Source organism: Chitinophaga sp., from assembly GCF_017745275.1.
Classification (GTDB): domain Bacteria; phylum Bacteroidota; class Bacteroidia; order Chitinophagales; family Chitinophagaceae; genus Chitinophaga.
This window is the reverse complement of record NZ_JAGHZS010000001.1, coordinates 508,829-533,677: the sequence shown is the minus strand read 5'-3', so window position 1 is coordinate 533,677 and position 24,849 is coordinate 508,829. Positions and strand designations below refer to the sequence as shown.

General features: G+C 47.4%; 16 protein-coding genes. 9 read left to right on the top strand and 7 right to left on the bottom strand.

All coding sequences use genetic code 11. From position 1 onward, the window contains the following. Nucleotides 1-47 precede the first annotated feature (47 nt). Nucleotides 48-887, top strand: a complete 840-nt coding sequence (locus tag J7623_RS02035; protein WP_291916622.1) for an oxidoreductase — start codon at nucleotides 48-50, stop codon at nucleotides 885-887. A gap of 39 nt (nucleotides 888-926) precedes the next feature. On the opposite strand, the gene J7623_RS02030 is transcribed toward J7623_RS02035, so the two are convergent. The 3 genes from J7623_RS02030 to J7623_RS02020 all read right to left on the bottom strand — a co-directional run bounded on the left by J7623_RS02030 (nucleotide 927) and on the right by J7623_RS02020 (nucleotide 7,738). Beyond that, nucleotides 927-3,047, bottom strand: coding sequence for a DNA topoisomerase 3 (locus J7623_RS02030; protein WP_291916620.1), 2,121 nt, complete (start codon nucleotides 3,045-3,047; stop codon nucleotides 927-929). A gap of 168 nt (nucleotides 3,048-3,215) precedes the next feature. Continuing rightward, on the bottom strand, nucleotides 3,216-6,998 hold the full coding sequence (locus J7623_RS02025) for a hypothetical protein (RefSeq protein WP_291916619.1): 3,783 nt from the start codon (nucleotides 6,996-6,998) through the stop codon (nucleotides 3,216-3,218). Nucleotides 6,999-7,054: 56 nt separating this feature from the next. Further along, a complete protein-coding gene (locus tag J7623_RS02020; protein WP_291916617.1) occupies nucleotides 7,055-7,738 on the bottom strand; it encodes a VIT1/CCC1 transporter family protein in 684 nt (227 codons plus the stop codon). Between the two features lie 116 nt (nucleotides 7,739-7,854). Here J7623_RS02020 and J7623_RS02015 point away from each other — a divergent pair, with 116 nt between their 5' ends. Continuing rightward, a complete protein-coding gene (locus tag J7623_RS02015; RefSeq protein ID WP_291916615.1) occupies nucleotides 7,855-8,745 on the top strand; it encodes a carbohydrate kinase in 891 nt (296 codons plus the stop codon). A 91-nt stretch (nucleotides 8,746-8,836) separates the two neighbouring features. Here J7623_RS02015 and J7623_RS02010 read toward each other — a convergent pair whose 3' ends face one another. Further along, nucleotides 8,837-10,489 carry an FAD-dependent monooxygenase gene (locus J7623_RS02010; protein ID WP_291916613.1) on the bottom strand — a complete coding sequence of 551 codons (1,653 nt, stop codon included), beginning with the start codon at nucleotides 10,487-10,489 and terminating at the stop codon, nucleotides 8,837-8,839. Between the two features lie 101 nt (nucleotides 10,490-10,590). Here J7623_RS02010 and J7623_RS02005 point away from each other — a divergent pair, with 101 nt between their 5' ends. Then, nucleotides 10,591-11,550, top strand: coding sequence for an AraC family transcriptional regulator (locus J7623_RS02005; protein WP_291916611.1), 960 nt, complete (start codon nucleotides 10,591-10,593; stop codon nucleotides 11,548-11,550). A gap of 125 nt (nucleotides 11,551-11,675) precedes the next feature. Here J7623_RS02005 and J7623_RS02000 read toward each other — a convergent pair whose 3' ends face one another. After that, nucleotides 11,676-12,248, bottom strand: a complete 573-nt coding sequence (locus tag J7623_RS02000) for a DUF1579 domain-containing protein (protein WP_291916609.1) — start codon at nucleotides 12,246-12,248, stop codon at nucleotides 11,676-11,678. A 240-nt stretch (nucleotides 12,249-12,488) separates the two neighbouring features. Between J7623_RS02000 and J7623_RS01995 the strand changes: the two genes are divergently transcribed. The 5 genes from J7623_RS01995 (at nucleotide 12,489) to J7623_RS01975 (ending at nucleotide 20,906) form a co-directional block, all read left to right on the top strand. Continuing rightward, nucleotides 12,489-14,819, top strand: coding sequence for a GAF domain-containing protein (locus tag J7623_RS01995; RefSeq protein WP_291916607.1), 2,331 nt, complete (start codon nucleotides 12,489-12,491; stop codon nucleotides 14,817-14,819). Between the two features lie 72 nt (nucleotides 14,820-14,891). Further along, nucleotides 14,892-16,310 (top strand): NAD(P)/FAD-dependent oxidoreductase, encoded by a 1,419-nt coding sequence (locus tag J7623_RS01990; RefSeq protein ID WP_291916605.1) that lies wholly within the window; start codon nucleotides 14,892-14,894, stop codon nucleotides 16,308-16,310. A gap of 25 nt (nucleotides 16,311-16,335) precedes the next feature. Continuing rightward, nucleotides 16,336-17,589: a putative sulfate exporter family transporter gene (locus tag J7623_RS01985; protein WP_291916604.1), complete on the top strand. Its 1,254-nt coding sequence runs from the start codon at nucleotides 16,336-16,338 to the stop codon at nucleotides 17,587-17,589. Nucleotides 17,590-17,615: 26 nt separating this feature from the next. Then, a complete protein-coding gene (locus tag J7623_RS01980; RefSeq protein ID WP_291916600.1) occupies nucleotides 17,616-19,262 on the top strand; it encodes a hypothetical protein in 1,647 nt (548 codons plus the stop codon). A 30-nt stretch (nucleotides 19,263-19,292) separates the two neighbouring features. Then, complete coding sequence (locus tag J7623_RS01975; RefSeq protein WP_291916599.1) at nucleotides 19,293-20,906, top strand: hypothetical protein; 1,614 nt, start codon at nucleotides 19,293-19,295, stop codon at nucleotides 20,904-20,906. 3 nt (nucleotides 20,907-20,909) lie between these two features. On the opposite strand, the gene J7623_RS01970 is transcribed toward J7623_RS01975, so the two are convergent. Together J7623_RS01970 and J7623_RS01965 are read right to left on the bottom strand one after the other, a co-directional pair. Next, a complete protein-coding gene (locus J7623_RS01970) occupies nucleotides 20,910-23,393 on the bottom strand; it encodes an Hsp70 family protein (protein ID WP_291916597.1) in 2,484 nt (827 codons plus the stop codon). A 4-nt stretch (nucleotides 23,394-23,397) separates the two neighbouring features. After that, a complete protein-coding gene (locus J7623_RS01965; RefSeq protein ID WP_291916595.1) occupies nucleotides 23,398-23,721 on the bottom strand; it encodes a hypothetical protein in 324 nt (107 codons plus the stop codon). Between the two features lie 246 nt (nucleotides 23,722-23,967). Between J7623_RS01965 and J7623_RS01960 the strand changes: the two genes are divergently transcribed. Beyond that, nucleotides 23,968-24,831: a sugar phosphate isomerase/epimerase family protein gene (locus J7623_RS01960; protein WP_291916593.1), complete on the top strand. Its 864-nt coding sequence runs from the start codon at nucleotides 23,968-23,970 to the stop codon at nucleotides 24,829-24,831. Nucleotides 24,832-24,849: the final 18 nt, after the last annotated feature.

Genomic DNA, 24,849 nt, shown 5'->3' with positions numbered 1-24,849 from the left:
ACAGTCCTGTTATACTTTTGTGTCAACAAATTAAAACACAAAAGATCATGGAAAGTAACAAAATATGGTTTGTAACCGGCGCTTCGAAAGGATTAGGACGCTCACTCGTTTTACAGTTATTACAACAGGGACATAAAGTAGCTGCTACTTCCCGCAGCATAGAAGATCTCCGCAAAGTGGCCAATGACGCCAATTTCCTGCCACTGTCAGTAGACCTTAAAAGTGAAAGCAGTGTAAAAGCAGCGGTAGCCGCTACTATCAGCCAGTTTGGGGGCATCGATGTACTGGTAAATAACGCCGGCTACGGCCAGGCGGGTGGCGTGGAAGAAACTTCCGATGCAGAAGTACGCGCCAACTTCGATGTGAATGTATTTGGCCTGCTCAACGTGACCCGTGCAGTACTCCCACAGATGCGGAAGCAACAGTCCGGACACATCTTCAATATTTCCTCTATTGCCGGCTTTACCGGGATGTTCCCGGGTTTCGGTATCTATTGCGCTACCAAATTTGCAGTAGATGGATTATCTGAAGCCCTGGCGGAAGAAGTAAAACCATTCGGTATTAAAGTAACCATCGTATCTCCCGGTTATTTCAGAACAGAATTTTTATCAGCCGGCTCCCTGGTGGTACCAGCACAGCCTATTGATGCCTACCAGAATGTTCGCGACGTACAAAATGCACACCAGCACGAGATCAATGGCAACCAGGCCGGAGATCCTGAAAAAGCAATTGCAGCGTTGATTAACGTAGCAGGAGAAGAAAATGTACCACTGCATTTATTCCTGGGCGAAGACGCTTATGGTATGGCTTATCAAAAAATGGGTTTCATGAAAGAGCAACTGGAAACTTGGAAAGAAGTGACTTTGAGTACCGCTATTGAAGCGTAATAATTGTATCGTCCCGCTTCAAAGCGGGACGATACAATTTTACCCGATTTCTACATTGAAATCCGGCCCCAACACCAGCTTCCCTTCTTTTTCTTCGGTGCTGCCAGGTACTTTCAATCCTTTTATTTTGCCGGTTTTACCTTTGGTAACGAGGTCGGCTACTTGTTTATCATTTAGTTTCTTGCCCAGCAATTCAAAAGGAAGTTTGAATCCACATTCTTTAAAGTTAGCACAGCCATAGGCGGTATTGCCTTTTTTAAGTAAATGCGTTTTACATTTTGGACATGACATTTCTTCTATGACTACTGCTTTTTTAGGCTTCGGCTCTTTGGCTTTCTTTTCCTTTTCCGGCGGTGCTGGTGGCGGATCAGGTGCTACAGTGATAAATTTATAGCTGGAAGTTTTTACTTCTTTGGTCAGGTCTACCACCATTTGGATAAGTTCATCCTTGAAGGTATCCATGGCATATTCCCCTTTTTCAATGAGACGTAGTTTACGTTCCCATTGTCCTGTTAACTCAGGGCTTTTGAGGAGTTCTGTTTGTATGGTATCAATGAGATCTATGCCGGTTTGGGTGGCATAAATATTCTTCTTTTTCTTTTCGATATATTTTCTGCGAAACAGGGTTTCGATGATGTTGGCGCGGGTGGAAGGGCGGCCGATGCCGTTGTCTTTCAGCAGCTCCCGCATTTCCTCATCATCTACCTGTTTGCCGGCGGTTTCCATGGCTCTCAGCAAGCTCGCTTCTGTAAAGGCTTTGGGCGGAGTAGTTCTTCCCTGGTGAATACGGGGAGTATGTGGTCCGCTTTCGCCAGGTTCAAAGTGTGGCAGAATTTTTTCTTCTTCTTCTTCCCCTTCTTTTTTCTCTTTTACATCATTTGCATACACTTCTTTCCAGCCGGGTTCGAGTATTTGTTTACCGGTTACTTTAAACGGTACCTGTCCTACTTTCCCCAGCACGGTGGTATTTGAGATTTTACATTCCGGGTAGAAGGCAGCAATAAAGCGGCGGGCTACGAGGTCGTAGATCCGTTTTTCTTCCAATGGCAGGCCACCGGGATGCATACCGGTAGGAATGATGGCATGGTGATCGGTTACCTTTTTATCATCGAACACCGTTTTCAGCTTAGGGATAGGATTGGCCAGTATGGGTGCAATCAGCGCTGCATAGGGCGTCATATCCGTTAAGATGCCTGCAATTTTCGGATGCAGGTCTTCCGAGAGGTACGTGGTATCTACCCTGGGATAGGTAGTCAGTTTTTTCTCGTACAGGTTCTGAATGTATTTGAGGGTGTCGTCGGCAGAGAAGCCAAATTTTTTGTTCGCTTCCACTTGTAAGGCAGTGAGGTCAAACAGGCGTGGATTGCCCTCTTTGCCATCCTTTTTTTCGAAGGAAGTGATTTCAAACGGATGCTCTTTCAGGTAGGCCAGTCCTTTTGCAGCCTTGTCCATGCTTTTGAGCCGGTCGATGCTGGCGGTGAATTCGGTATCGCGGTACACGGTTTTCAGCTCCCAGTAATCTTCCGACACAAAGGCGTTGATTTCTTTTTGTCGTTGCACCAGCATGGCCAGGGTGGGCGTTTGTACGCGACCAATCGACAATACCACTTTTCCCTGTGCAAATTTTTTGGTGAACAGGCGGGTGGCATTCATGCCCAGGAGCCAGTCGCCGATGGCACGGGCGCTTCCGGCGGCATACAGGTTATTATATTGTTCGGATGCTTTCAGGTGCAGGAAACCATCGCGGATGGCTTCTGTAGTCAGGGAAGAAATCCATAATCTTTTAATGGGTGCTGTACATTTTGCTTTCAGCAGTACCCAGCGTTGTATCAGTTCGCCTTCCTGGCCGGCATCCCCGCAGTTAATCACTTCTTCACATTGTTGTACCAGGGTTTCAATAATCTTAAACTGCTTCTGTACGCCGGAGTTTTCAATCAGCTTAATACCGAAGCTTTGTGGTATCATGGGCAGATCTTCCAGTCGCCAGAACTTCCATCCCTCGTAGTAATCATGTGGCTCTTTCAGGGTACAGAAATGTCCGAAAGTCCAGGTTACCTGGTAGCCATTGCCCTCATAGTAGCCATCTTTGCGTTGTTTCGCGCCGATCACTTCTGCAATATCCCTTGCCACACTTGGTTTTTCAGCAATGCAAACTTTCATAATCGATTAAAATTGGGTAACAAATGTCGGATAAATAGTTTAAAAGAATGAAGGTAGGAAGATAGCATTTTAGCCGCGGTTACACAAGTGTTTCCCCGTTTATAGCGGGTATATTTTCCGGAGATGGATACCGCCGTGCAGCTGCCGTTGCTGCAGCTGGTGGCCCGATTATCGTGGAGGCAGGGAATATTTTTTTGCTACCTTCCGATACCGTTTCAGGTACTTGCGATCTTTCTTAACGCCTACTGCCGTTACCATACCGGAGGCTTCGGCTTTTACCCAGTAGTTGAAAATAAATTTTTCCCTGTCGCGGATAAAAAACATTTTGGTAGGCCGCTGGTTGTTATTTCTCAGGATGAGATTGGCCAGCCAGGTTTTCAGGTTGGCCATGAAACCTTGCCGGGTACTATCTTTTTTATTGAGAACCTGTATGTTCAGTTGCCGGTAGTAAAAGTTCATGTCACCCAGCGTAGCGTATTTATTGCCGGCCCATTGGGAGAAAATCGTATCTGCATAGCCGCGCCTTACTTTCACGGCTGCCATAGGGATGGCTATTTCGTTGAATCGTTTCAGATCCATAGGGGCGAGGTAGCTTTGGGCGGTGAATCCTGATAAGGAATCCTCATACGATTCATTATACGAAAAGTACCGGATGGGACTACCCAGCAAGTGGCCACTGGCCTGCACCCGCAGGCTATCGCTGTGCGGATGTACATTGCCAAAGCCGGTGATCAACGCATTGATATTGGTAATAGGCACCGCTGACCATTTATTGGTAGATTTGGAAGATTCATTCACGGTAACAGCACTATGCTGCAATACAATGGAATCCACCTGCAATTCTATTGGCAGGGTGTTGATGAGTTTGGTGGGCATAAATTTTTCAATGCCATGTTCAAAAGGAATTCGTTTATCCCTGGCCGTTGTAAGCGCGGTATTGGAGGCCGTTATCTTCCGTATATACAACGTAGTATCTCCCGGGAGCTGGCGACTGGCAATGCCGGCCAGTTGCAGGGAGTTACCCTTAACCGTGATGTAATCCCGCTGCCAGCGCGCGGTGCGAAAGGTTTCTTCCGCGCTGAGATTGGGCGCCATACTGAAATCATTTGCCTGCAATGTTTGGGTAGCGGTATCCAGTTGCAGTTGACCGATGCTGGCATGCAGTTGTTGATTCCTGTAAAATAAGCCGCCCTGGCTAATATGTGTATGGGCCAGGAATGATTCCCAAGGTAGCTTTTGGCCCTGGTGGAAACTGAATCGGGCATCTTTAAATATACCGGATAACTTATTCACCACAAGCTCCATCGTATCACCACGATGCAGCCCAAGCTGTGCCTCCTCCCATTGCACAGCCACGCCGGAATGCAGTTGCCCTTTATGCAGCTTTCCGTGTTGAAGCTGGAGTGTTAACTGCGGAATAGAAAGATTCATGTTACGATGGTGATACTCCAACGGGGTGGCTGTTGCCCGTATATGGTCATATTTCAGCGGTTGTTCACTGCCGGTATGCACAGCCAGTTTATTGGCGGAGAGTTGTACACGGGTGTGTAGTTGACTGCTGTCTTGTCCATTCACCTTTGTATACTGCAGGTGGGCATTGTTGATATTGAGCTGCCCGATGTTAGCCTGTAAAGGTTTCCCCTGCTTCGTTTTCTCTGCCGTTTTGCCAATGCTGAGTATCTCAATATCCGCCTGATCTGCTGTGAGGGAAGGGATGCTGAGGTGACTAAAATCTGTGTTATGGATACCGGTTTGCAGTTGTAGTGCCGGTAATGATATCTTAGTATAACCGTTGCCGTTAGATACCGAAGCTTTTGCCCTGGTAAGCGTTGTTATGCCGTCGGGGTTCAGTGAAACGGCGTCAATATCCACCTCCATTTGCGGGCTGTGGTGATGTAGTTCCCGCAGTTGCGCGGACGCAGTGCTCCAGGTAAAAAATTGTTGCTGTGTACGCAGGTTGCGGATAGAGATCTTATCTGCATGGAAACTACTTTGCTGTGATACACCCTGGCTGCTGAACTGCGTAGGGCCTACGTCCAGTTTGGCGATACGGATCACCGGGAATGCTTTGGGGGCTTCGTGTTTGGTTGTTGCCGTATTTTGTAGCTGTACCTGGAGAGTACCCAGGCGGATCACATCTACCTGTATATCCTTTGACTGCTGAAATACATCCCAGTCAAATACTTCCCAATATAAAGCGGTGCCGGTAATACGGGTACCATTGGCAAGCGACACCAGCAACTTATCTGCTTTGTTATGCCGGTGGATGCCATCAAAAGCATAATTGCTCACCGTGATATTGGCGGGTGCAGCGGCCACACTCATTTCCCGTATATGCAGGTTGGGCATGGAGTGCTTTATATCTACCAAAGAATCACTTAAAAAGAAGTTGTGTAAAAGAATATCCGTATTGACGCTTTTAAGCTGTAGTGTTACCGGTGTTTTCCCGGTAGATATCAAATTCACATTTCCGTCTGTGATACGGAATTTGTTCACCATAATCAGTTCACTGAGTCCATGCAGTGTTTGATAGAAAGCCGGCATTTTAATAGCGATACTATCTATCGCCGGCTTGTGGTCGGCTTTTTTCTTTGCTTTGGTGAGCAGGGAAATGCGGGGTGAAAACAGTTCGGCGCTGGTGGCTTTCAGGTGCTTTCTCAGCAGGTCTTCCAGGCTTACGTTATTCAGCCGCAGCGATGGTGCTGTAAAGGTGAGTCCTTTCCCGGAGTGATTTTGCGGGGTAGGAGCATATTCCACGTTGTTGAATATAACATCGTTGCGTTGCAATATAAATTCGTCTACACTCAACTGGAACATACTATCCAGTGAATAGAACTTTATTTTATTGAGGTTGAGGGCAATGCTGTCGGTGGTAATACCAGGTGTGGTATCGTGCGCAATGGTGAGGTTATAGATACGCAGATTGGTTTTTTGTGTAGTGCCGGTAGACACCTGTCCTTTGAGTGCCAGTGCGCCGTCTTGCACCGCAATATATTTGAAGTTGATTTTCCTGAAGAGGGTATTAGGGAGGCTGTCCAACGCCTGCCGCTTTTCTTTCTCTGCTGCTGTATGACCGGGAAAATGCAGTACAGGGCGTATACATACGAGGGTGTCTATCAGTAGTTCCTGTCGCATATATATTGCGGGCAGGTGGCGGGCATTGAAATAGAATTTATCGGCCTGCAGGAACATGGTTCCTTTGCCGGCATTGTGCACGCTGGTCAGGATACAGGAGTCCAGTTCAAATACCTGTTTTTTACCGGAGAAGTGAAGTCTTTTGAAACTGATGGTATTGCGGCCGTCGGGTAGTATCCAGTGTTGGTTATCGAAAGAAAAGTCCACATCATCGGAGCCCAGGATATGGTTATCGGAAGTGGTGACTTTAGAGAAATTAAGAATGGAGAAATTGAAATGGTCCATGCGCAGTGGCGGTGGTCCATTTACCTTGCTATATACCAGCGAGCCGTTCTGCAGATGTACAATGCGGGCATTCACGTATTGTAAGGCCTGTTCCAGGTGGTCTACAATGGAGGAAAGCTGGAAAGTGTCTGTACGTGGGCCATGTGGGATATGTTCATGAATGTACAGGGAAGGGCTGATCACTGAAAGACTATCCACCAGTAATTTCTTTTCGAAGATAAGCGCGCGCCAGGATTGTATGGAGAGATAAATCCGGGGGATGTTTACGTCGTAGTGAGCGTTGACGTTCACGGTATCTTTACCCACCAGCCGTGCGTCGTGTAGCACAATATTCCTGTTCCACAGGGAGAAGTCTATTTTATGTGCATCAAACTGGTAGTTGCCGCCGGATTCTTTTTGCACAATATATTGTACAATGCGTACAAACTTATGTTGCACCAGGAAGTAAAGCAACATACTGAACACGATCCTCGCGGCGAGGAGAATGAATAGTATGTTGATCCACTTTTTATACCGGGGTGCTATTTTCATATATTGATAAACGATATTTTATGTTGCTAACATTCCTATGGCGTTTATGTTTAAAATCAGGCTACTAATTTAGCGATGCCGAAAGCGGCGGCGGCAGCCAATACGCCGATCATAGTAACCTTCAATGCACCTTGTATGGGAGGCTGGCCGGTTACTTTACTTTTGAAGTATCCAAATACAAACAGGCAGATGACGGTGAGAATAGTGGAACCGATGAGGCCACGTTGAGGCGTATCCGTTAAGAGGTAGGCCGACAGCGGAAGCAGGCCGCCCACGAAGTAGGAAGCGCCGATGGTCAGCGCACTGTTTTTAGCCCTGTTAGGGTTCGGTGCTTCCAGGCCCAGTTCAAACTTCATCATGAAGTGTACCCATTTGTCTTTATCTTTCGAGAGCTCACTGGCGATGAGGTCTTGCGCGGCCTGGCTTAGTCCGTATTCCGCAAACACTTCTTTTACTTCTTCCATTTCTTTTTCCGGCACGGTATCTACTTCTGCATATTCTCTTTTTAATTCGCTTTCATAGTGTTCCAGTTCTGTTTTCCCGGCCAGGTAGCCACCCAGTCCCATGGCAATGCAGCCGGCTACTATTTCGGCAATACCGGCGGTCAGGATAATGTTGTTGCTGCTCACAGCACCGCTCAAACCGGCTGCCAGCGCAAAAGGTACCGTGAGGCCATCGCTCATGCCGATGACCATGTCAGTAATAAAATCAGAGCTTTTTAAATGTTGTTCCTGGTGCATTTTTACGGGTTTGTGCGGGATAATAATGACATAAATATAATGGCTTTATCGTACTTTGTACACAAGTAAAGGTAAGTGCTGCAGGGAATCATTTGCTAATCAAAGCCGGAAAAAATATGGGAAACGAAGTCGTATGTTTTGGAGAAATGTTATGGGATATCCTGCCGGATAAGGAACTGCCCGGTGGCGCCGTGATGAATGTAGCCTATCATCTGCAGCAACTGGGAGAAAAGGTATCGCTGGTATCCCGCATTGGACGCGATGCACGAGGCCAGGGGTTATTGGATATGCTACAGGGTTTTCATCTGAATACGGCTTTTGTCCAGGTAGATGAAAAACAGGAAACAGGTAAGGTATATGCAGACATGACCAATCCTACGGATGTGCATTATGATATCGTATATCCGGCAGCGTGGGATTTCATCCAGTGGGAGCCGGCCCTGGCGCAATTACTGAAAAGCGCGGGTACCCGTTACCTGGTGTTTGGCAGCCTTTGTTCCCGCGATGTGGTGAGCCGCCATACCCTGCAACAGGCGTTGCTGGAAAACCTGGTAAAGGTGCTGGACATCAACCTGCGAGAACCACATTATACGCGCGATCACGTGGAATGGCTGTTGCAGCAATGTGATCTGCTGAAACTGAACATAGCAGAGTTAGAGCTGATCAGCAGCTGGTATCATCCTTATGAAGATAAAGAGTGGGCGGTGCGGGCATTGTCTGCCCGTTTCAACATTCCCGTGATAGTAGTTACCATGGGGGCAGAAGGAGCGTTGTTATTTATGAACGACACCTGCTATGTGGAACCCGGTATTCCCGTAAAAGTGGTGGATACCATTGGTAGCGGGGATGCTTTTTTAGCAGGATTCCTGCATAGTTATATCCACGAACAGCCGGCAAGGGAGTGTTTGCGCTTCGCCAATGCGCTGGGAGCGCTGGTGGCATCTTATGCGGGCGGGTGCCCGGATTATAACCCGGAACAAATATCTATAGGGGAGCAGAAAGCATAAAGCAGAAAGCAAAAAGCTATTGAAGCGATTGATTAGAGCGGATTAATTACTCGCACTGATTATCCTACTCAATAGCTTTTTGCTTTCTGCTTTATGCTTTCTGCTCTTCGTGTATAGCTACCCCGAGTATTTTAGAGAGCGCTTGCTCCAGCGTATACGTGCCATCTGCCGAGTGCCATGCTACAAATCCATCCGGGCGGATCAGCAATGCGTCTCCTGTTGCCAGGTTAGCGGCTGTTTTCCATTCGGGAGCTGTAATTACTTTAACAGAAATGGGCATACGAAAATTATCTGCCATAGCAGTAACAGCGGAGTGCCAGTGGGCGCCGGCTTCATCTGTTACCAGGGTGAAGTGCGTTACTGCAAGGTCGAGTGTGGAGATTTGGGTATCGTTTTCGTGTAGCCAGTGATGTGGTACACGTGTGCCCGGGTGCCCGCCTGCTTTTACCAGGCCGGTGTCAGCAATGTGTGTGGCGCCGGCTATGGCATTGGAGGTGTAGCGATAGTCGGGGATGCCCAGCATACTTAGTAACCAGGCAAAGGCTTTTTCTTTGTCGGGGTTATTCTTGAAAGCTGTCAGGGCGTCGGCTTTGAGTAATCCTTTTTCATCGGCCATTTCGCCGGAAGTGAGCGCGTTTTTTAATCCTACGGGCTGCCTTTCGGGAGAGTAGGTATCCAGTAACGTTGGATGTGCCTGTTGTTTCAATACCAGTGCCAGTTTCCAGGCCAGGTTATGCACGTCCTGTACGCCGGAGGCAGCGCCTTTCCCGCCGTAGGGTGTCATTTGGTGGGCAGCATCGCCAGCCAGGAAGAGGCGGCCGTATTGCATGTTGTTCACCACTTTTACGGTCGGTTGCCAGGGTAGCATGCTGATGATACGTACCGGTACCTCTGGCAACCGGATGATGTCGTGAAGAATGCTTTCCAGGCGTGCGGTGGTAAAGTCTTCCGGTCGTTCCGTCTTTGGGTCGTAATGCAGGTGAAGCACCCACCTGTCGCTGTTGTTGATAGCGGTAAACATCCCTGTGATACCAGGGCGGTTAATCAGTCCTATGCTGAATTCCCGGCCTTTTACATAATCTCCCAGCGGTGCTTCGAAGTAAATATTGAGCAGGTTGCCCAGTGCGCCGTTGCCGGTGGTTTCAGCGCCGAGATGCCGGCGAATGGGGCTGTTGCCACCGTCTGCTGCAATTAAATACTGGCAGTGAACGATGGTGGTTTCGTTGGTATTACGATCACGGATATACGCGGTGATGCCTTCCGTGTCTTGTGTGAAAGAAACCAGCTCGGTATCGAAGCGGATATCCGCTCCCCGGTCGATGGCTGCCTGCAACAGAATAGGTTCGCCCAGGTCCTGCGTACAGCGGGCGCCGCTTACCGGGCTGAGAGCCGCTATTTTTTCCAGGCCGGGTATTTCGATGGGATGCTTTATTTTGGCCCGGTCAGTGGGCACCTGGTCCACAATAGCTGGGAGATCAGCGCCGGCATAAATGCCCCAGGCGGCGGACAGCGACTGGCCGGCTTCCCGGATGGCGTGGTCCAGTTGTAGCTCCCGGAACAGCTCCATGGTACGCACATCAAAGCCACGGGCGCGGGGATGTATGGAAGTGCCGCTGCGGCGTTCAATCAATACGGGGTGTATGCCTTGCTGCAGCAGGAACAGCGCTGCCGATAATCCGGTTAATCCGCCGCCTGCAATGAGTACCGGTATTTGTTTGTTATTCTCTTTAATTTTGTTGGACATAGCCATTGATTTTATGGGCATAAAATTGACTTTTTGCCCGCGGGGCCGATGGCATAAAACGGATAAATTTGTACCATCTCTGAAAATTTAAATATACCGGCATGGATATATTTGCGTTACCCTCCACGGCGGCCGACTATCATAAAATCTTTTCTCCGGGCAAGGGCATCGTGCAGGAACGTGCATTGCCTTTTGAAGATAAACCAGGTAGGCTCACCGTGGCCCTGCTGAAGGATATGGGACTGGTAGACAGCCGCTTTCATACCAGCCAGCCTACTGCTGCATGGAAACATGTTAACAACACATTTGTGGAGATGGGATTCATCCTGGAGGGCGACTTTTATCAAACGCAGGATGGTTTTACCAGCAGGCAGCTATGTACCAGGGGATCGCATAATATCCTGTATAATCCCCTTGGCGTAGAAACAAACGAGGTACTCGGACAAGGCCACTATCGCTCTTTTGGCGTGCACATGAAGCCGGAGAAAATGTCGGAGTTATTCGTAGCCTATGTTCCCGCCCTGGAACCGTTTGCAGAGAAATTATATATGGGTAAGCCCTTCCTGCTGGCTGCACCTGGCCAACGGGTCACCGCAAAAATGAAGTATATTTTTGATACCATCTGGCAGGGACCTCAGCCAGATGGATTAAAGCAATTATATCTCGAGTCAAAAGTACTGGACCTGTTTGCCCTGCAATGTGAAGCACTGTTGGAAGCACCTCCTAAAAAAGCCACCTTGTCAGGCGGAGATATTGATAAATTATACGCCGCGAGATTATTACTGGAACAGCGACTGGAACAACCACCTACGCTGACGGAATTGGCAAAATTATGCCAGCTCAATGAGTTTCGCCTGAAGAGTGGATTCCGGGAGTTATTTCATACCACCGTGCATGGCTTCATACAAACCAGCCGGCTTACCCGCGCGGAGCAAATGATCCGCGACCGGCAGGGCAATATCTCTGAGATAGCGTATCAACTGGGGTATAGCCATCCGCAACATTTTCAACGGGCCTTTAAAAAGCAGTTCGGGATTACACCGGGAAGTTTATTGCAGTAAGCAGAAAGCGGAAAGCGGAAAGCAAAAAGCTATTGTAGCGAATGAACTAATGTGAATATAACATTCGCTTTAATCATCCACTACAATAGCTTTTTGCTTTTTGCTTTCCGCTTTCTGCTCCTAAGCTATTTCCTCGTCAGCGCTATTTCCATTTCTTTGCGCTCGTTCCCATCCTGGCTACGGAACATTTCCATCACCTGGTGGTCTTTGTCTTTCCACGTGGTTACCTGTCGCAGCCAGCAGTCTTTTCCCGTAAGAGGATCTACTACTTTGCCTTTTAATTCCAGGGAGTGAGTGGCATCATTCCAGTTGCCTTCCATGATGGTGATACCTGTACCCATATTATCGATCCAGGTATCAATAAATACTTTACGCTGGTTATCATACGCCATGGTGCCAATGCCTTCAAACGGCATTCCCATCATATTGGCGGTATAGCGGCTTTCGCAATAGCGGCCGCCCAGGATCATTTTGTTCACGCAGGCGCCGGTGGTTTTGGTAGGAGGACCATCCGGCTTATCCCACATGGTCATGTCGGCTGTCCACTCGCCATCGCCGATAGCCATTTTCTGATGTATGGGCCCCGGGGTCATATAGTCCATCCAGGCCTTCATCATAGCAGCAGAATCCTGCTGTGCATAAGTGTTGGAGGTGATTAACAGGCATAAAGCAGCCGTTAATAAGTAGATCGTTTTCATGATGCGAGATTGTTTAAACGTTGTTATTACAGGGGTGTGAAGCAGAAAGCATAAAGCAGAAAGCAAAAAGCTATTGTAGCGGATAGCATACGCTTTAGTCATTCGCTACAATAGCTTTTTGCTTTCTGCTTTATGCTTTCCGCTCAACAAGGTAAGTTATTTCTATAAACGAGCCATGGTATGCGTGTTACACCTTCCAAATTCCATACCTTTGATAACGAAAGAATAATCCCAGTCGTTATGCGAGCAACCATATTGGATGCGTCGGCAGAAAAAGGACCGCCGCCGGCTATTGATGCCGCCATTTCCTTTGAACCCTTTATATCGTGGCTGAAGAAGCGGATCAGTGAGGAACATACTGTAAAAGGTCGTATTTATTCAGAAACGCTGAGTCGTTTCGAAGCATCTAATATCTGTCGATGTGATATGAGCCTGGCAGATACGCAACAGTATACAGAACTACTGGAATACGTGTATGCCTGCCTGTCGCCTTCCATGAAAGCAGAAGATGAAGTAGCCTGGGGCCTCAGCTTCCCTTTTTCCCCGGGTACGTTTTATGGAACGGAACCTCTATATGAATTACTGGAAGTACGGCTGGAATACAGCAAGTACGAAGTAACCCGCACGGCAGCGGATTACCGGCGCGACTGGCTGGAGCTGTTTTATTCTTTTATACTGCAACGGTTGTATAATTTTTTTGTACCGGTTACCCGGGAGCAACATCATTCGGGCATCAACAAAGCCACGGGGCTGTTGCAGCACTACGCGGTTAATATCAATACAGACTTTATAGACGTTACTGCCACCGGGCCTTTACCGGAGCTGGATGTGGTGCAGTTATATGCCCATTTAAGCGAAGGCGGAGGTTTTGAAATACTGGAAGAACTGCTGCCACTGAACCTGTTCCGTTGCCGCGGATTTTGTGTGATTACTGTCACGGATGTTACTGCACAGCAGGCGATAGAAAATATAGAGAAAGTAAGACTTTCCCGTACCTCGCTGGTAGCGGAAAAGAATTTTCACGAGGTGATACAGGCGCTTAAATCGTTGGTGCGTAACAGTAAGATTGAATTCGACCTGTTTCCTTTCATGCGGGTAAATGGGGTACCGGTATACAGCCTGGAGAAAGGAGGTACCGGTATTTTGTTTGAGGTATGGGGAGAAGACCGGCTTTCGCCGGAAGAATTTGCGCGCCAGGCCCAGGCGTTTGCATATAGACCCATCTACTTTTTCTCTGCTGACATTTTTCGCGAAACCCGCAAGGAATATGCGTTCCTGGAATATTTCCGCAAGCAGGGGGTGAAGTCGCTGGGACTGATGCCAGTGTTTCATTTACAGGAGCTGGTAGGCATTGTGGCAGTACATACCTGGGGTGAAGATACTTTTGACGATAAAAGCCTGGCACTACTGGAACCTGCCAGGGGCGCTATTGCCCAGTTGTTCCGGATTTATATAGAGGAATTTAACCTGGAGATAGAATCGGTGATCAAAGAGAAGTTCACTTCTATACAACCTGCTGTACAATGGAAGTTTAATGAAGCTGCATGGCAGTACCTGTATCATACCAAAAAAAATCTGCCGGCTACTATTCAAAACATTCTTTTTGAACAGGTATATCCTTTATACGGTGCTATTGACATCCGCAATTCTACCGTAGAAAGAAATAAAGCGATTGTGGCCGACCTCGTAACGCAGTTGGGTGTACTGGCTGCTACGCTGGACAGCCTGCGCGCCGTGCAGGAAAATGACCTGCTAAAACAAATGATTTATCATTGCCAGCAATGGCAGCAAGAGTTGGTAGAAGAACGGCTGAGCCCTTCCCAGGAAAATGAATTGAACCGTTTCCTGAACGAAGAAGCCGTGCAGTATTTACGACATATTGCGCTGCAGTTTCCAAAAACAAAAGCAACTATTGAAGCGTGCCTGCAAAGCCTCTCCGGTGATGCTAACAAAGCGGCGCTGGAAAGCGCCATGCAGTTGATCAATTTAACGATCAATGATTTTTTTGAATCTGAGAAAAACAAGTTACAGGACTCTTATCCCTGCTATTTTGAGAAGTTCAGAACAGATGGGGTAGAGTATGATATTTACATTGGACAGTCTATTGCGCCGGATAAACCTTTTGATCATTTCCATCTGAAAAACCTCCGGCTATGGCAGTTGTCGTCTATGGTGACAATTGCCGGCCTTACACACGGATTATTATCGAAGATGGCGACGAAGTTGCACACTACGCAATTGATTTTTGTGCATAATCATCCGATAGATATCAGTTTCCGGGCCGATGAGCGCAAGTTTGATGTGGAGGGTGCTTATAATATCCGCTACCAGATGATCAAAAAGCGGATTGATAAAGTGCATATCCGGGATACAGAAGAACGGTTAACCCAGCCCAATAAAATAGCCCTGATTTATTCCGATCGGAAGGATGTGGAAGATTACCTGCCTTTTATCCGTTATTTACAGGATACAGGCGTATTACTTCCGGAAATGGAAGAGCTGGAGCTGGAGGATTTGCAGGGACTTAGTGGTTTACAGGCTATCCGTGTGGGGATTGTATTACCGGAGTAAATTTAAAAAGCGTTTGCATTCCCGTGAATTGTATATTTTATTTGCAGGACGCATCCACCGATGCCAGCAGCCATGGAAAAAAAAGAGTTCGATGTTATCATAGTAGGATCGGGGCCTAACGGCCTGGCTGCGGGCATACGCCTGCAGCAGGCGGGAGTATCTGTATTACTGCTGGAAGCAAAAGATACCATTGGTGGTGGTATGCGTACGCAGGAGCTGACGTTGCCCGGTTTTTACCATGATGTTTGTTCCGCTGTACACCCGATGGCGATGGGTTCTCCGTTTTTTTCCACACTTCCACTGGCAGATTATGGGTTATCGTTTATACAGCCGCCGTTGGCAGCGGCCCATCCTTTTGATGATGGTACCGCCGCTTTCCTGGCCCGGTCGCTGGATGAAACGGCAGCAGCTCTTGGTAACGATGAACAGGCTTACCGCCGGCTGATTCAACCGGTAGCCGATCATTGGGGATTGGTAGCGGAAGATAGCCTGGGCCCTTTTGCCATTCCGCGTCATCCGCTGATCATGGCGAAGTTTGGATGGAATGCCCTGCGTTCAGCAGCGGCCGTGTCTAAAAGATTTACTACTACTGCAGCGAAAGGGCTATGGGCGGGCATGTGTGCCCACGCCATTCAGCCGCTGACCAATATAGCGTCTGCTGCTATTGGTATGATACTTACCGCAGTTGGGCACCAGCATGGCTGGCCTGTGCCGAAAGGCGGATCACAGGCTATTGGGCATGCGCTGGCCCAATACTTTGTGGCGCTGGGCGGCAAAATTCAAACAGGCGTGCACGTTAGCGCACTATCGCAGTTGCCATCGCATCATGCGGTGCTGTTTGATCTTACGCCGAAACAGTTGCTTACCATTGCGGGCGACCGGTTTACGGCGGGTTACAGGCAACAATTGACACGTTACCGGTATGGACCGGGAGTATTTAAAATAGATTGGGCGCTGAGTGGCCCCGTTCCATTTACTGCAGAAGCGTGTCGCCGTGCGGGCACGGTGCACCTGGGCGGTACGTTCGAAGAAATAGCGTTGTCGGAACAACGCGCTTACGACGGCCGGTTGAATGAATCGCCATATGTACTGTTTACACAGCAAAGCCTCTTTGATGAAAGGGCGCCTGTAGGAAAACATACGGCCTGGGCCTATTGCCACGTGCCTAATGGCAGCAATGTGGATATGACTGCCATCATAGAAAAACAAGTAGAGCGGTTTGCACCCGGTTTTCGCGACCTGATCCTGGCGAAGCATACGATGAATACCCAACAGATGGAAGCCTATAACCCGAACTATGTTGGCGGCGATATCAATGGTGGAATTTTGGATATCCGTCAATTGTATACGCGCCCGGCTTTGCGGCTGAACCCTTACCGGACTTCCGCCAAAGGGATCTATATCTGTTCGTCTGCCACACCGCCCGGAGGCGGCGTGCATGGCATGTGTGGATACCATGCCGCTAATACGGTGCTGAAGGATATGTTTTAAAGTGTCACTATCTTAATGAATCTATATGCCTGTAGTAAAATCTTATTTGCAGGAAGACTGGGCCATTGTGGTGCTTGGCTTCCTGATCATTCTTCTTTCGATGGCCGGTGTAGCAGTGGCTATACCTGAATACAAATGGGCCAGTACGGACGATTTAACTGGTAAAGTACTGGCCGGTGCCAATCTCCTGAAAATCGTCGCGCAATTTATTTACGTGATTCTCATTGCCTTACTGGGATCTTTCTTAACCGGCAAATCAATAAAAAATACCTTGCTGGTTTTCCCTGTGGTGTTTGTATTAACAACGCTGGCGCTGATTGTAGCCGGCAATGCCACGTTAAATAATTACGGATTGGAAGCGGTGATTTTCAGTTTGATTATCGGGCTGTTGATAGGCAATCTTTTTTCTTTACCCGCCTGGTTCCGGGAATCACTCACCTCAGAGTTTTTTGTAAAGATTGGATTGGTGTTACTGGGTACCACTATCATTTTTTCAGATGTGATGAAAGCGGGTGGCCTGGGTTTGATCCAGGCATTGGCGGTGGTATTATCAGTCTGGTATTTTTCCTATTGGGTATGTAAGCGCCTGAAAATAGACAATGAGCTCACGATGATGCTTTCCAGCGCGGTATCTATTTGTGGAGTGTCTGCGGCGATTGCTACTTCCGGTGCCATTAAGGGAGATGCAAAGAAGTTATCGCTGGTAATTTCTCTGGTATTGATTACCGCCATTCCAATGATGATTTTTATGCCGGTCATTGCAAAGCATTTTAACTTCCCGGAAGCGGTAACCGGGGCATGGCTGGGTGGCAGTATTGATACTACCGGCGCTGTAGTGGCTTCTGGTTCACTGGTAGGGGAAACTGCATTAAAAGTGAGTACCATTGTGAAGTTTTCGCAAAATGTATTACTTGGTATTGCGGCTTTTGCCATTTCTGTTTATTGGACTTATACCAAACATCCCAATGCCGGTGATGCCAATACCAAGCCTACGTTAAAAGTAATCTGGGAACGGTTCCCCAAGTTCGTGATCGGGTTTATCCTGGCTTCGCTGGTATTTTCCTTTTTTGTGTCACCGGCTACAGTGGCCACTTTGAAAGGGCCTTTGAAAAGTTTGCAGGGACTCTGGTTTGCGCTGGCGTTTACCAGTATCGGACTGGAAACAAATTTCAAAGACCTGGTGGGTACCGAAAGCAGGAAGCCCGTATATGCGTTCCTGATAGCCCAGTCGTTTAACGTGGTGGTAACCCTGGTGCTGGCTTATCTCTTATTTTCATAAAGCAAATTTTAGTATTTTGGGGAGATATGAAATACCTTAATCCCGTTGCCGTTTTGGAAGAAATGAATGGTGCTGTTGTAGATGCAACAGATACCGCCGCGGTATCCCTTCTCCGGAAAAAAATGATGGCAGAACTGGAACTCTCCACTGATAAGGTATTACAGATCAAAGGCGAAAGGTGGAGTAAGAACGACCTCCTGAATTTTTTTGATCAGCTACAAGATAGTACCACCTTATATTTTCACCAGGAAATAAATAAAGACCCGGTGTTATCCCGTTTCCTGAGAACAGGTAGTATCACCGGACTATTTATAGAAACGGCACTATACAAAGACAAAGCCTTCTTGTCTTTTATAGCGCCATTTTATGAACCGCTGTTTACCTATGAGGTGCTTAGCAGTTTGCAGCGGCAGCGGATAAAGCCGCTACAATACCTCTTTACCAATCCTGTATTACTGGATGGTGAAAGTATGAAGCGGAGCTATGATAAAATATTCCGTTTTTTAAAACAGCAGTATCGCCTGATAGAAGGGCATAAAGAGGGATTGAAAATTCATGGGAGGGATAAACAGACTGCAGTGGGAAATTGGATCAGCATTACACAGATAGAATTATGGAATGTGCTGCCGGAGGCCTTTCATATGGAAAGAAGTGAATACGGGATTTTGCTGATCAACCTGGCACTGGTATTATATGAACAGGGCGATGCGGGAAAAGCATTAACGCTGTTAGCCAATGTACAACAACTGAAGAGCGTGGCGTATGTGCAGGAAAACGCTGTTAGATATATCACGTATATAAAAGAAGGTGGCGGAGGGGCTCCTAAGTTCCGGCGGGAACCTACTACGGCGTTCGGTAAGCTATTGGCCAAATGGGGACTCACCAGAGAACGACTGATACAAATAGGCACTACCGTATTCACCGTGCTGGTGATCATGATAGGATCACAATTTGAAAAGAAAGAAGGACCCCGGCAATTTGCAGCAGCCGAAAACAATGTCTTTTCCAGCTCCCGCACTTATTGGACAATGGAATACCTGTTATCGCAGCTTTCAGTAAATCTTTACGCACCAAAGGAAGGTGTGGAGAAACATCCAGTACTCAAATCACTGACTACAGGCGAGGATGTATATGGTCCTGCATTTATGGAAGCGCTCAGTCATCAGGGCCGTGTGGGAGAATCTTTTGTGCAGCCTTTATTCGATCATTCGAAACCGCCAGTGCCAGAAGATAGTGCCTGGCGCGATGTACGACACTCGCATCATTTACTCGTATTTAACCGACAGAAAAGTGGATTGATTGTATTGGTACAAACACCCGACTCTTTTTATTCCCGCTTTGTAAGTCCACAGGATAGCGCATTTATGCCATTACCACTATTGCTCAGTAAAGTGTTCTTCTATGTAGGTGATCTGTGGAATCCTGACTGGGAAGGCTATAAGCATATGGATTATGTTCCCGATTACACCGTAAAGGGTTTGTTTATGCAGCCAGCCAGGGATCACGATCTTTTTCTGCGTAACTCCACCCTGCAGTTTTTATTGGACCCTAATTACTGGAAAACATCAGACAGGTATATTCCCGTGGAAATAACCGTTTCTTCGGAGGAACGGCTGGTACTGAGGCTGTTGTCGGGCAATACTAATGGTATACAATTGAAGGTAGGAGAATAGTTTTGTGGTTTTTCCTTATTTTGCTGTCAGATGAAATACCTGAACCCACTGGACTTTCTGACTGTACTGCATGGCGGCCCCGTTGATTTGCGGGATAATAACGCGGTATCCCTTCTCCGGAAAAAATCATTGGCAGAACTGGAATTAGCAGATGATAAAATGTTACGGGTCAACGGGCAGTTGCTCAGTAAAAATGACCTGTTGCTGTTTTTCGACCGGTTGCAATCTTCGCAGGAACTGCAATATCATCAGCAAATAGCCGCGGATCCTGTGCTCTCACGTTTCCTGCAAACAGGTGACATGACCGCGCAGATAGTGGATCATCCCTTGTATCATGATAGCGCATTCCTTTCCTTTATAGCGCCCTATTACGAGCCGATGTTTACTACCGGTGTGGTAAACAGTCTGAAAACGCAGGATGTTGCTACACTTCAATATCTCTTTAGTAGCCCGTTGCTGCTGGATGGTCCCCATATCACCATCAGCTACCGGCACGTGCTGCGTTACCTCAAAGCGCTGGATAACGGACTGAACGCTGCAATTGATACCAACAGGTATAAGTGGAAGCGTTTTGAACGGTTTGCAAATGCAACGTTGATCACGCAACTGAATATACTGCCAGCGGAGTTTGAAAAGTGGAGAAGTGATTATGGAATTAGCCTGATTAACCTGGCACTTGCTATTTATAAAACAGATTTGAGGCGGGGCCAACAGGTGCTGACATTAGTAGCACAATTACGCACCACAGATTTTGTACAGGAGCGATTACAGGTACGAAAGAAAGAATTACAGGCATATAAGATAAAGGACCGGCCACTGGTAGATCTGTTGGGATCGCTGACCTATCGCATCAGGCCTTATTGGCTTACTGATAGAAATGCAGGCCGGCTGATACTGGCATTGGTGGGTGTAGCCATTATTACAATGGGTATCCGTAAGATGGATAGCATGCCTAAAAGCAGCCCCGCAGCCCGGTTACGTAAAGAAGCCGATTTGTTGGCGAATATGCGTACCCGGCTTCCCATGAACTCCCTGCTCGGGCAACTGGAGCAGGCAATGACAGCACGAATGGGAATAGACACCACAACGCCTGCTCCTAAAACCGGCGATGATGTGTATGGGCCGGATTTCATGAAGAAGTTAACTGGTCTGCCTTATACGCCATCATTCCGGTTGGACGAAATAAAAGCGGACGAGGATACTTCTATTGATCCGGCTGATGCTTCTTTTTCTGATTCACTACACCGGCAAAGCCTGCTGTTGTTAAACAGGCTGGATGTGCCCATGGTAGCGCTGGTGCAAACACCGGATTCTTTTTACTCCCGTTTTATAGTGGCGCACGATAGTATTTTTTTACCATTACAAACAACGGCTAATCGTATTTACTTTTATATAGGACAATATTGGACAAGGCCGTTGGCTACCCAGGAAAGTCATCATATACCACTCCCCGGATATTTTGCTGCCAGCTATAAAAATGCGAATACCTTTCTGCGGGAAAATGCATTAACATTTGTGCTGGACCCGGTTTATTGGCGCCGCTCCAACAGGTATATTCCCGTGGAAATAGGCGCCGACGAGCAGATATACACGAATTTGCTTGATAATGATGCATCTGGTGTAACCCTGTACCTGGGCAATTAACGTTTAGCCGATACCGGTACCTTTCAGCGGCTGATTATTTTTCTTATCGTCCGGCATCAGGTTGTGCAACTGGTATACGGCGGCTTTCAGCTCTTCATAGTTTTGCCTGGCCAGTGCTTTTTCCCCGATTTCCATGAACCGTGCTGCCATTTGCGGGTTGGTATAATCGTTGGGTGGAATGTTGGCGTAAAAATGATAGTTATTAATCCAGGTGGAAGGTTTATTACGGACAATTTCCCAGCCGAGGTTAATAAGTTCGTCGGTTTTGGCTTTGATGGTATAATAGCTCTGCGAGGAGAGGAACGTACTTTCTTCTTTGGTAATTTGTTCAAACCGGGCCAGTCTGCCTTCATCTTTTTCTTCCTGTATATGCCATAGGCAATGGTCTTTTTGTTTGAAGTATTGTTCTGTTACTTCCACTATTTGCTGATCTTTCCCGGTATTATCCAGTTGCTGCGCCAGTTTACGTTTTCTTTCTTCCAGTTGGTATTTCTCATCGGTTACGTCATCTATGCTGAGCACTTCCAATCGGTCGCTGATGCTGTCCAGGTCGGATTGGATTTCCTGTACGGTAGCTGCCAGCTCGTATTGCTGGCTGCTTTTAAACCGCTTCATTTTACTGGCGGCCTGTATTTTCAACTGGTGGATATCATCCTGTAATTTGCCGATGTTGATTTGTCGCACCAGCGGATTGAAGATCTCTGAAAACTCCTGCTCATTCATGAGCAGTACGGCTTTCACAGAGAGGTCCCTGCTTTCGCTGATCTGCAGCGTGATTTCCACATCGGAGCCTTTCACCAGGTCGGTGATGAGGTCGGAACCTTTGATTTCAATCATGCCCAATGGTACACAACTGCCGGGAATGGCATAACGACTCCCTTCTACCACGTTGATGAGTAAGCTATCACGTCCGCTGCGGAGGATGGTTTTCATCACCTCTTTGATAATGGTTTTGCGCAGGGGGAGAATTGCATTCTTTTCAAAGATGAGCTCCAGTTTGGTGGTATTGTTTTCCGGGTCATCTATTTCTATGCAGATGTCGTTAGGCAGCGGTTGTCCATGGATGTTAAATTTCCCCTGCGTGATGGAGATAGCCGGGGCGTCCACCGCCAGTTCGTTGTGCGCGGCATCAAATACCAGGATGTTGAAAATATTGTTGCTGTTTTCGGCCAGCAATAACATTTCAGAGATGCGTTCCTGCAAGGGCTTAATACCGCTGTCGTAGCCACCATCGGCACGTACAATGCGATAGCTCAGACCAGATACGGGGCCGGTTACAATAGCTGTGAAATATTCTTCTTTGTCGGCTGTATTCTTTTGGTAAGCGGTTTTGAAATGTATATCGGGGGCATTGCCGGCAGCGGCTTTATTTTCCTTTGTTTGCGGTGCTGCCACAGAGCGGGTGCCGGCATACCATGCTGCCCCTACAGCTACGGCGGTAGTAGGATCTACGCTGCAGTTAACGGGGATTCCCAGTTGCGACGCCACCAATGTTTTTACCAGCGGTATATAGGTGCTGCCACCAATCATCACTACTTCCATCACATCGGCGGAAGTGAGCTGGTTGCGGGTCAATATTTTTTTAACGAGATCTACGGAGTACTGGATACTATCGTAGATAGTGGTTTCGAAGTCGTCGCGGGTGATGGTGAGGTAAATATCCTGGTCGTCGATTTCGAATTCTATTTCAGCGGCGGTGCTGGTGGTGAGTTGTACTTTTACTTCTTCTGCTTTTTTCAGCAGGATATGATACAGGGTATTGTATTTGCCGCGGGCGCTGCGTAATTGGCTGAGCAGGTCGGGGTAGTTGCCTTGTTGCTGTAGTTGCGGCACTACCAGTTTTTCGATGATGGCAATATCGAAGTCCACGCCACCGAGGTAGTTATCGCCTTCATGATCCACCACGCGCATTTCTCCATCCACAATTTTCACCAGCGCCACATCGAAGGTGCCACCGCCGAGATCATATACCAGCCATTGGCCCTGTAAACCCGCTGTATTGTTTTGTTTGTTGGCGAAAGCGAGACTGGCGGCAATAGGTTCCTGTAGCAATTGTACTTCGCGGAACCCGGCATCATTGCCGGCTTTCTTGGTAGCATTGGATTGTATGGTATCAAAAGACGCCGGGATGGTGATAACCACGGCATCCGGTTTTTCGCCGGTATAAATAAAGTTTTTCAGCTCCCGCAGCACCAGGGCAGATAATTCCACCGGTGTTTTAAAGTCGCCGGTATTGGGCACAAAGAAAGATTCCGATGTCCCCATTTTTCTTTTAAAAGAAGAGAACACATTTTCCGGGTCTTTTTCTATCAGTTCACGGGCTTTATCGCCCACGATGATCCGGTCTTTCCGGAAAGCGACTACCGAAGGCAGTGTTTCTTTCTGGCCGAAGGGATTCTTGAATATTTCAACGCTGCCGTTCTGGAATTTGCCGATCAGGGAATTGGTGGTACCCAGGTCAATTCCGAAATTAATTTGGTGGCTCATAAGCTTATTTTGCTGCGGCGATGACAACTCCTTTTTGTAAAATGGATTTTTGTCCGCCGGTGGTATAGTATACAACAGGTTTAATTACGTTCACAATTTCCATTTCCGGCGCCATATCGCCGGTAATGCTGGCTTCGTAATCTATTCTTGTTTCATGATAGGCTTCTCCCAGTGGGTTCACGATAGTGTACCCTGCTTCTTCAAAATGCTGTTTGATCCGGTCCACATTCCGCTGTAGAGATTGCAACTCAGGTTTGGCCGCAGTTTTCTTATCCAGTTCGAATACCTGGTTGATGATCCTGATGTGAAGGGTTAATAGTGGGTCCATTCGGTAAATTGTGTTATTAGCAAATATATTGATTTGAAAGCAGAAAGCATAAGGCAGAAAGCATAAAGCTATTGCAGCGAATGATAAAAGCGGATATCTGATTTCTTAGTCGCACTTATCATTCGCTGCAATAGCTTTATGCTTTCTGCCTTATGCTTTCTGCTCCATTTAAAATCCCATTTTGTTTTTCCGGAATTACATATTATCTTAAAGCTGTTCCATTCCACATAAAACTACCCGGACGTTATGAAAACATGGTTGCTACTCCTCTTTTCCGTATTCTCTGGCTCGTTTTTGCAATCGAATGCACAAACGCCTTTGCCGGCCATTGGTATCTGTACTTCCTTTTCGAACGATAGCCTGGCAGCAGGCAGTGGATTTACTTTCCTGGAAGAAACAGTACGTAAAATATTATCTCCTTCCCTGAGCGAAGTACAGTTCCGGGAACAGTTGCACGCACTGCGTGGCAGTCGCTGTAAAGTGCAGAGCTGTAACGTATTTATTCCGGGATATATGAAACTCACCGGCAACGAAGTCAATGAAACCAGGATACTTGGCTACGTGGACTCAGTGATGCAACGCGCCCAAATAGCCGGTGTAAAGCTCATTGTACTGGGTAGCGGGGAAGCCCGCAAAATACCGGAGGGGGCAGACCGTAAGCAGGTAACAGAACAGTTCATTTTGCTGGGTCGGAAAATGGCCGCTATTGCGGCCAAATATGATTGTGTGATTGCGATGGAAAACCTGAATAAATCAGAAACCAATTTTGTGAATACGCTGGCAGAAGCTTGTGAAATTGCTACGGCCATACATCATCCAAATTTCAGGATCACCGCAGATATCTATCATATGCTGCGCGAAAATGAATCTGCCGCCAGTATAGAAAAAGCCGGTAATCTGCTGATACATTGCCATATTGCAGAAAGAGAAAACCGCGCAGCCCCCGGCGTCGCCAAACAGGATTTTAAGCCTTATTTCGCTGCCCTGCATAAAATAGGCTTTAAGGGCCACATCATGATGGAATGCAGATGGGACGACCCTTCCAGGCAATATAAACCGGCATTCGATTACCTGCAACAGCAATTAAAAGAGGCCTGGGGCATTCTATAAATCACCACAGTAAAAAAA

Coding starts and splice junctions, on each gene's coding strand:
- J7623_RS02035 (WP_291916622.1), top strand. CDS start 48: ATGGAAAGTAACAAAATATGGTTTGTAACCGGCGCTTCGAAAGGATTA.
- J7623_RS02030 (WP_291916620.1), bottom strand. CDS start 3,047: ATGAAAGTTTGCATTGCTGAAAAACCAAGTGTGGCAAGGGATATTGCA.
- J7623_RS02025 (WP_291916619.1), bottom strand. CDS start 6,998: ATGAAAATAGCACCCCGGTATAAAAAGTGGATCAACATACTATTCATT.
- J7623_RS02020 (WP_291916617.1), bottom strand. CDS start 7,738: ATGCACCAGGAACAACATTTAAAAAGCTCTGATTTTATTACTGACATG.
- J7623_RS02015 (WP_291916615.1), top strand. CDS start 7,855: ATGGGAAACGAAGTCGTATGTTTTGGAGAAATGTTATGGGATATCCTG.
- J7623_RS02010 (WP_291916613.1), bottom strand. CDS start 10,489: ATGTCCAACAAAATTAAAGAGAATAACAAACAAATACCGGTACTCATT.
- J7623_RS02005 (WP_291916611.1), top strand. CDS start 10,591: ATGGATATATTTGCGTTACCCTCCACGGCGGCCGACTATCATAAAATC.
- J7623_RS02000 (WP_291916609.1), bottom strand. CDS start 12,248: ATGAAAACGATCTACTTATTAACGGCTGCTTTATGCCTGTTAATCACC.
- J7623_RS01995 (WP_291916607.1), top strand. CDS start 12,489: ATGCGAGCAACCATATTGGATGCGTCGGCAGAAAAAGGACCGCCGCCG.
- J7623_RS01990 (WP_291916605.1), top strand. CDS start 14,892: ATGGAAAAAAAAGAGTTCGATGTTATCATAGTAGGATCGGGGCCTAAC.
- J7623_RS01985 (WP_291916604.1), top strand. CDS start 16,336: ATGCCTGTAGTAAAATCTTATTTGCAGGAAGACTGGGCCATTGTGGTG.
- J7623_RS01980 (WP_291916600.1), top strand. CDS start 17,616: ATGAAATACCTTAATCCCGTTGCCGTTTTGGAAGAAATGAATGGTGCT.
- J7623_RS01975 (WP_291916599.1), top strand. CDS start 19,293: ATGAAATACCTGAACCCACTGGACTTTCTGACTGTACTGCATGGCGGC.
- J7623_RS01970 (WP_291916597.1), bottom strand. CDS start 23,393: ATGAGCCACCAAATTAATTTCGGAATTGACCTGGGTACCACCAATTCC.
- J7623_RS01965 (WP_291916595.1), bottom strand. CDS start 23,721: ATGGACCCACTATTAACCCTTCACATCAGGATCATCAACCAGGTATTC.
- J7623_RS01960 (WP_291916593.1), top strand. CDS start 23,968: ATGAAAACATGGTTGCTACTCCTCTTTTCCGTATTCTCTGGCTCGTTT.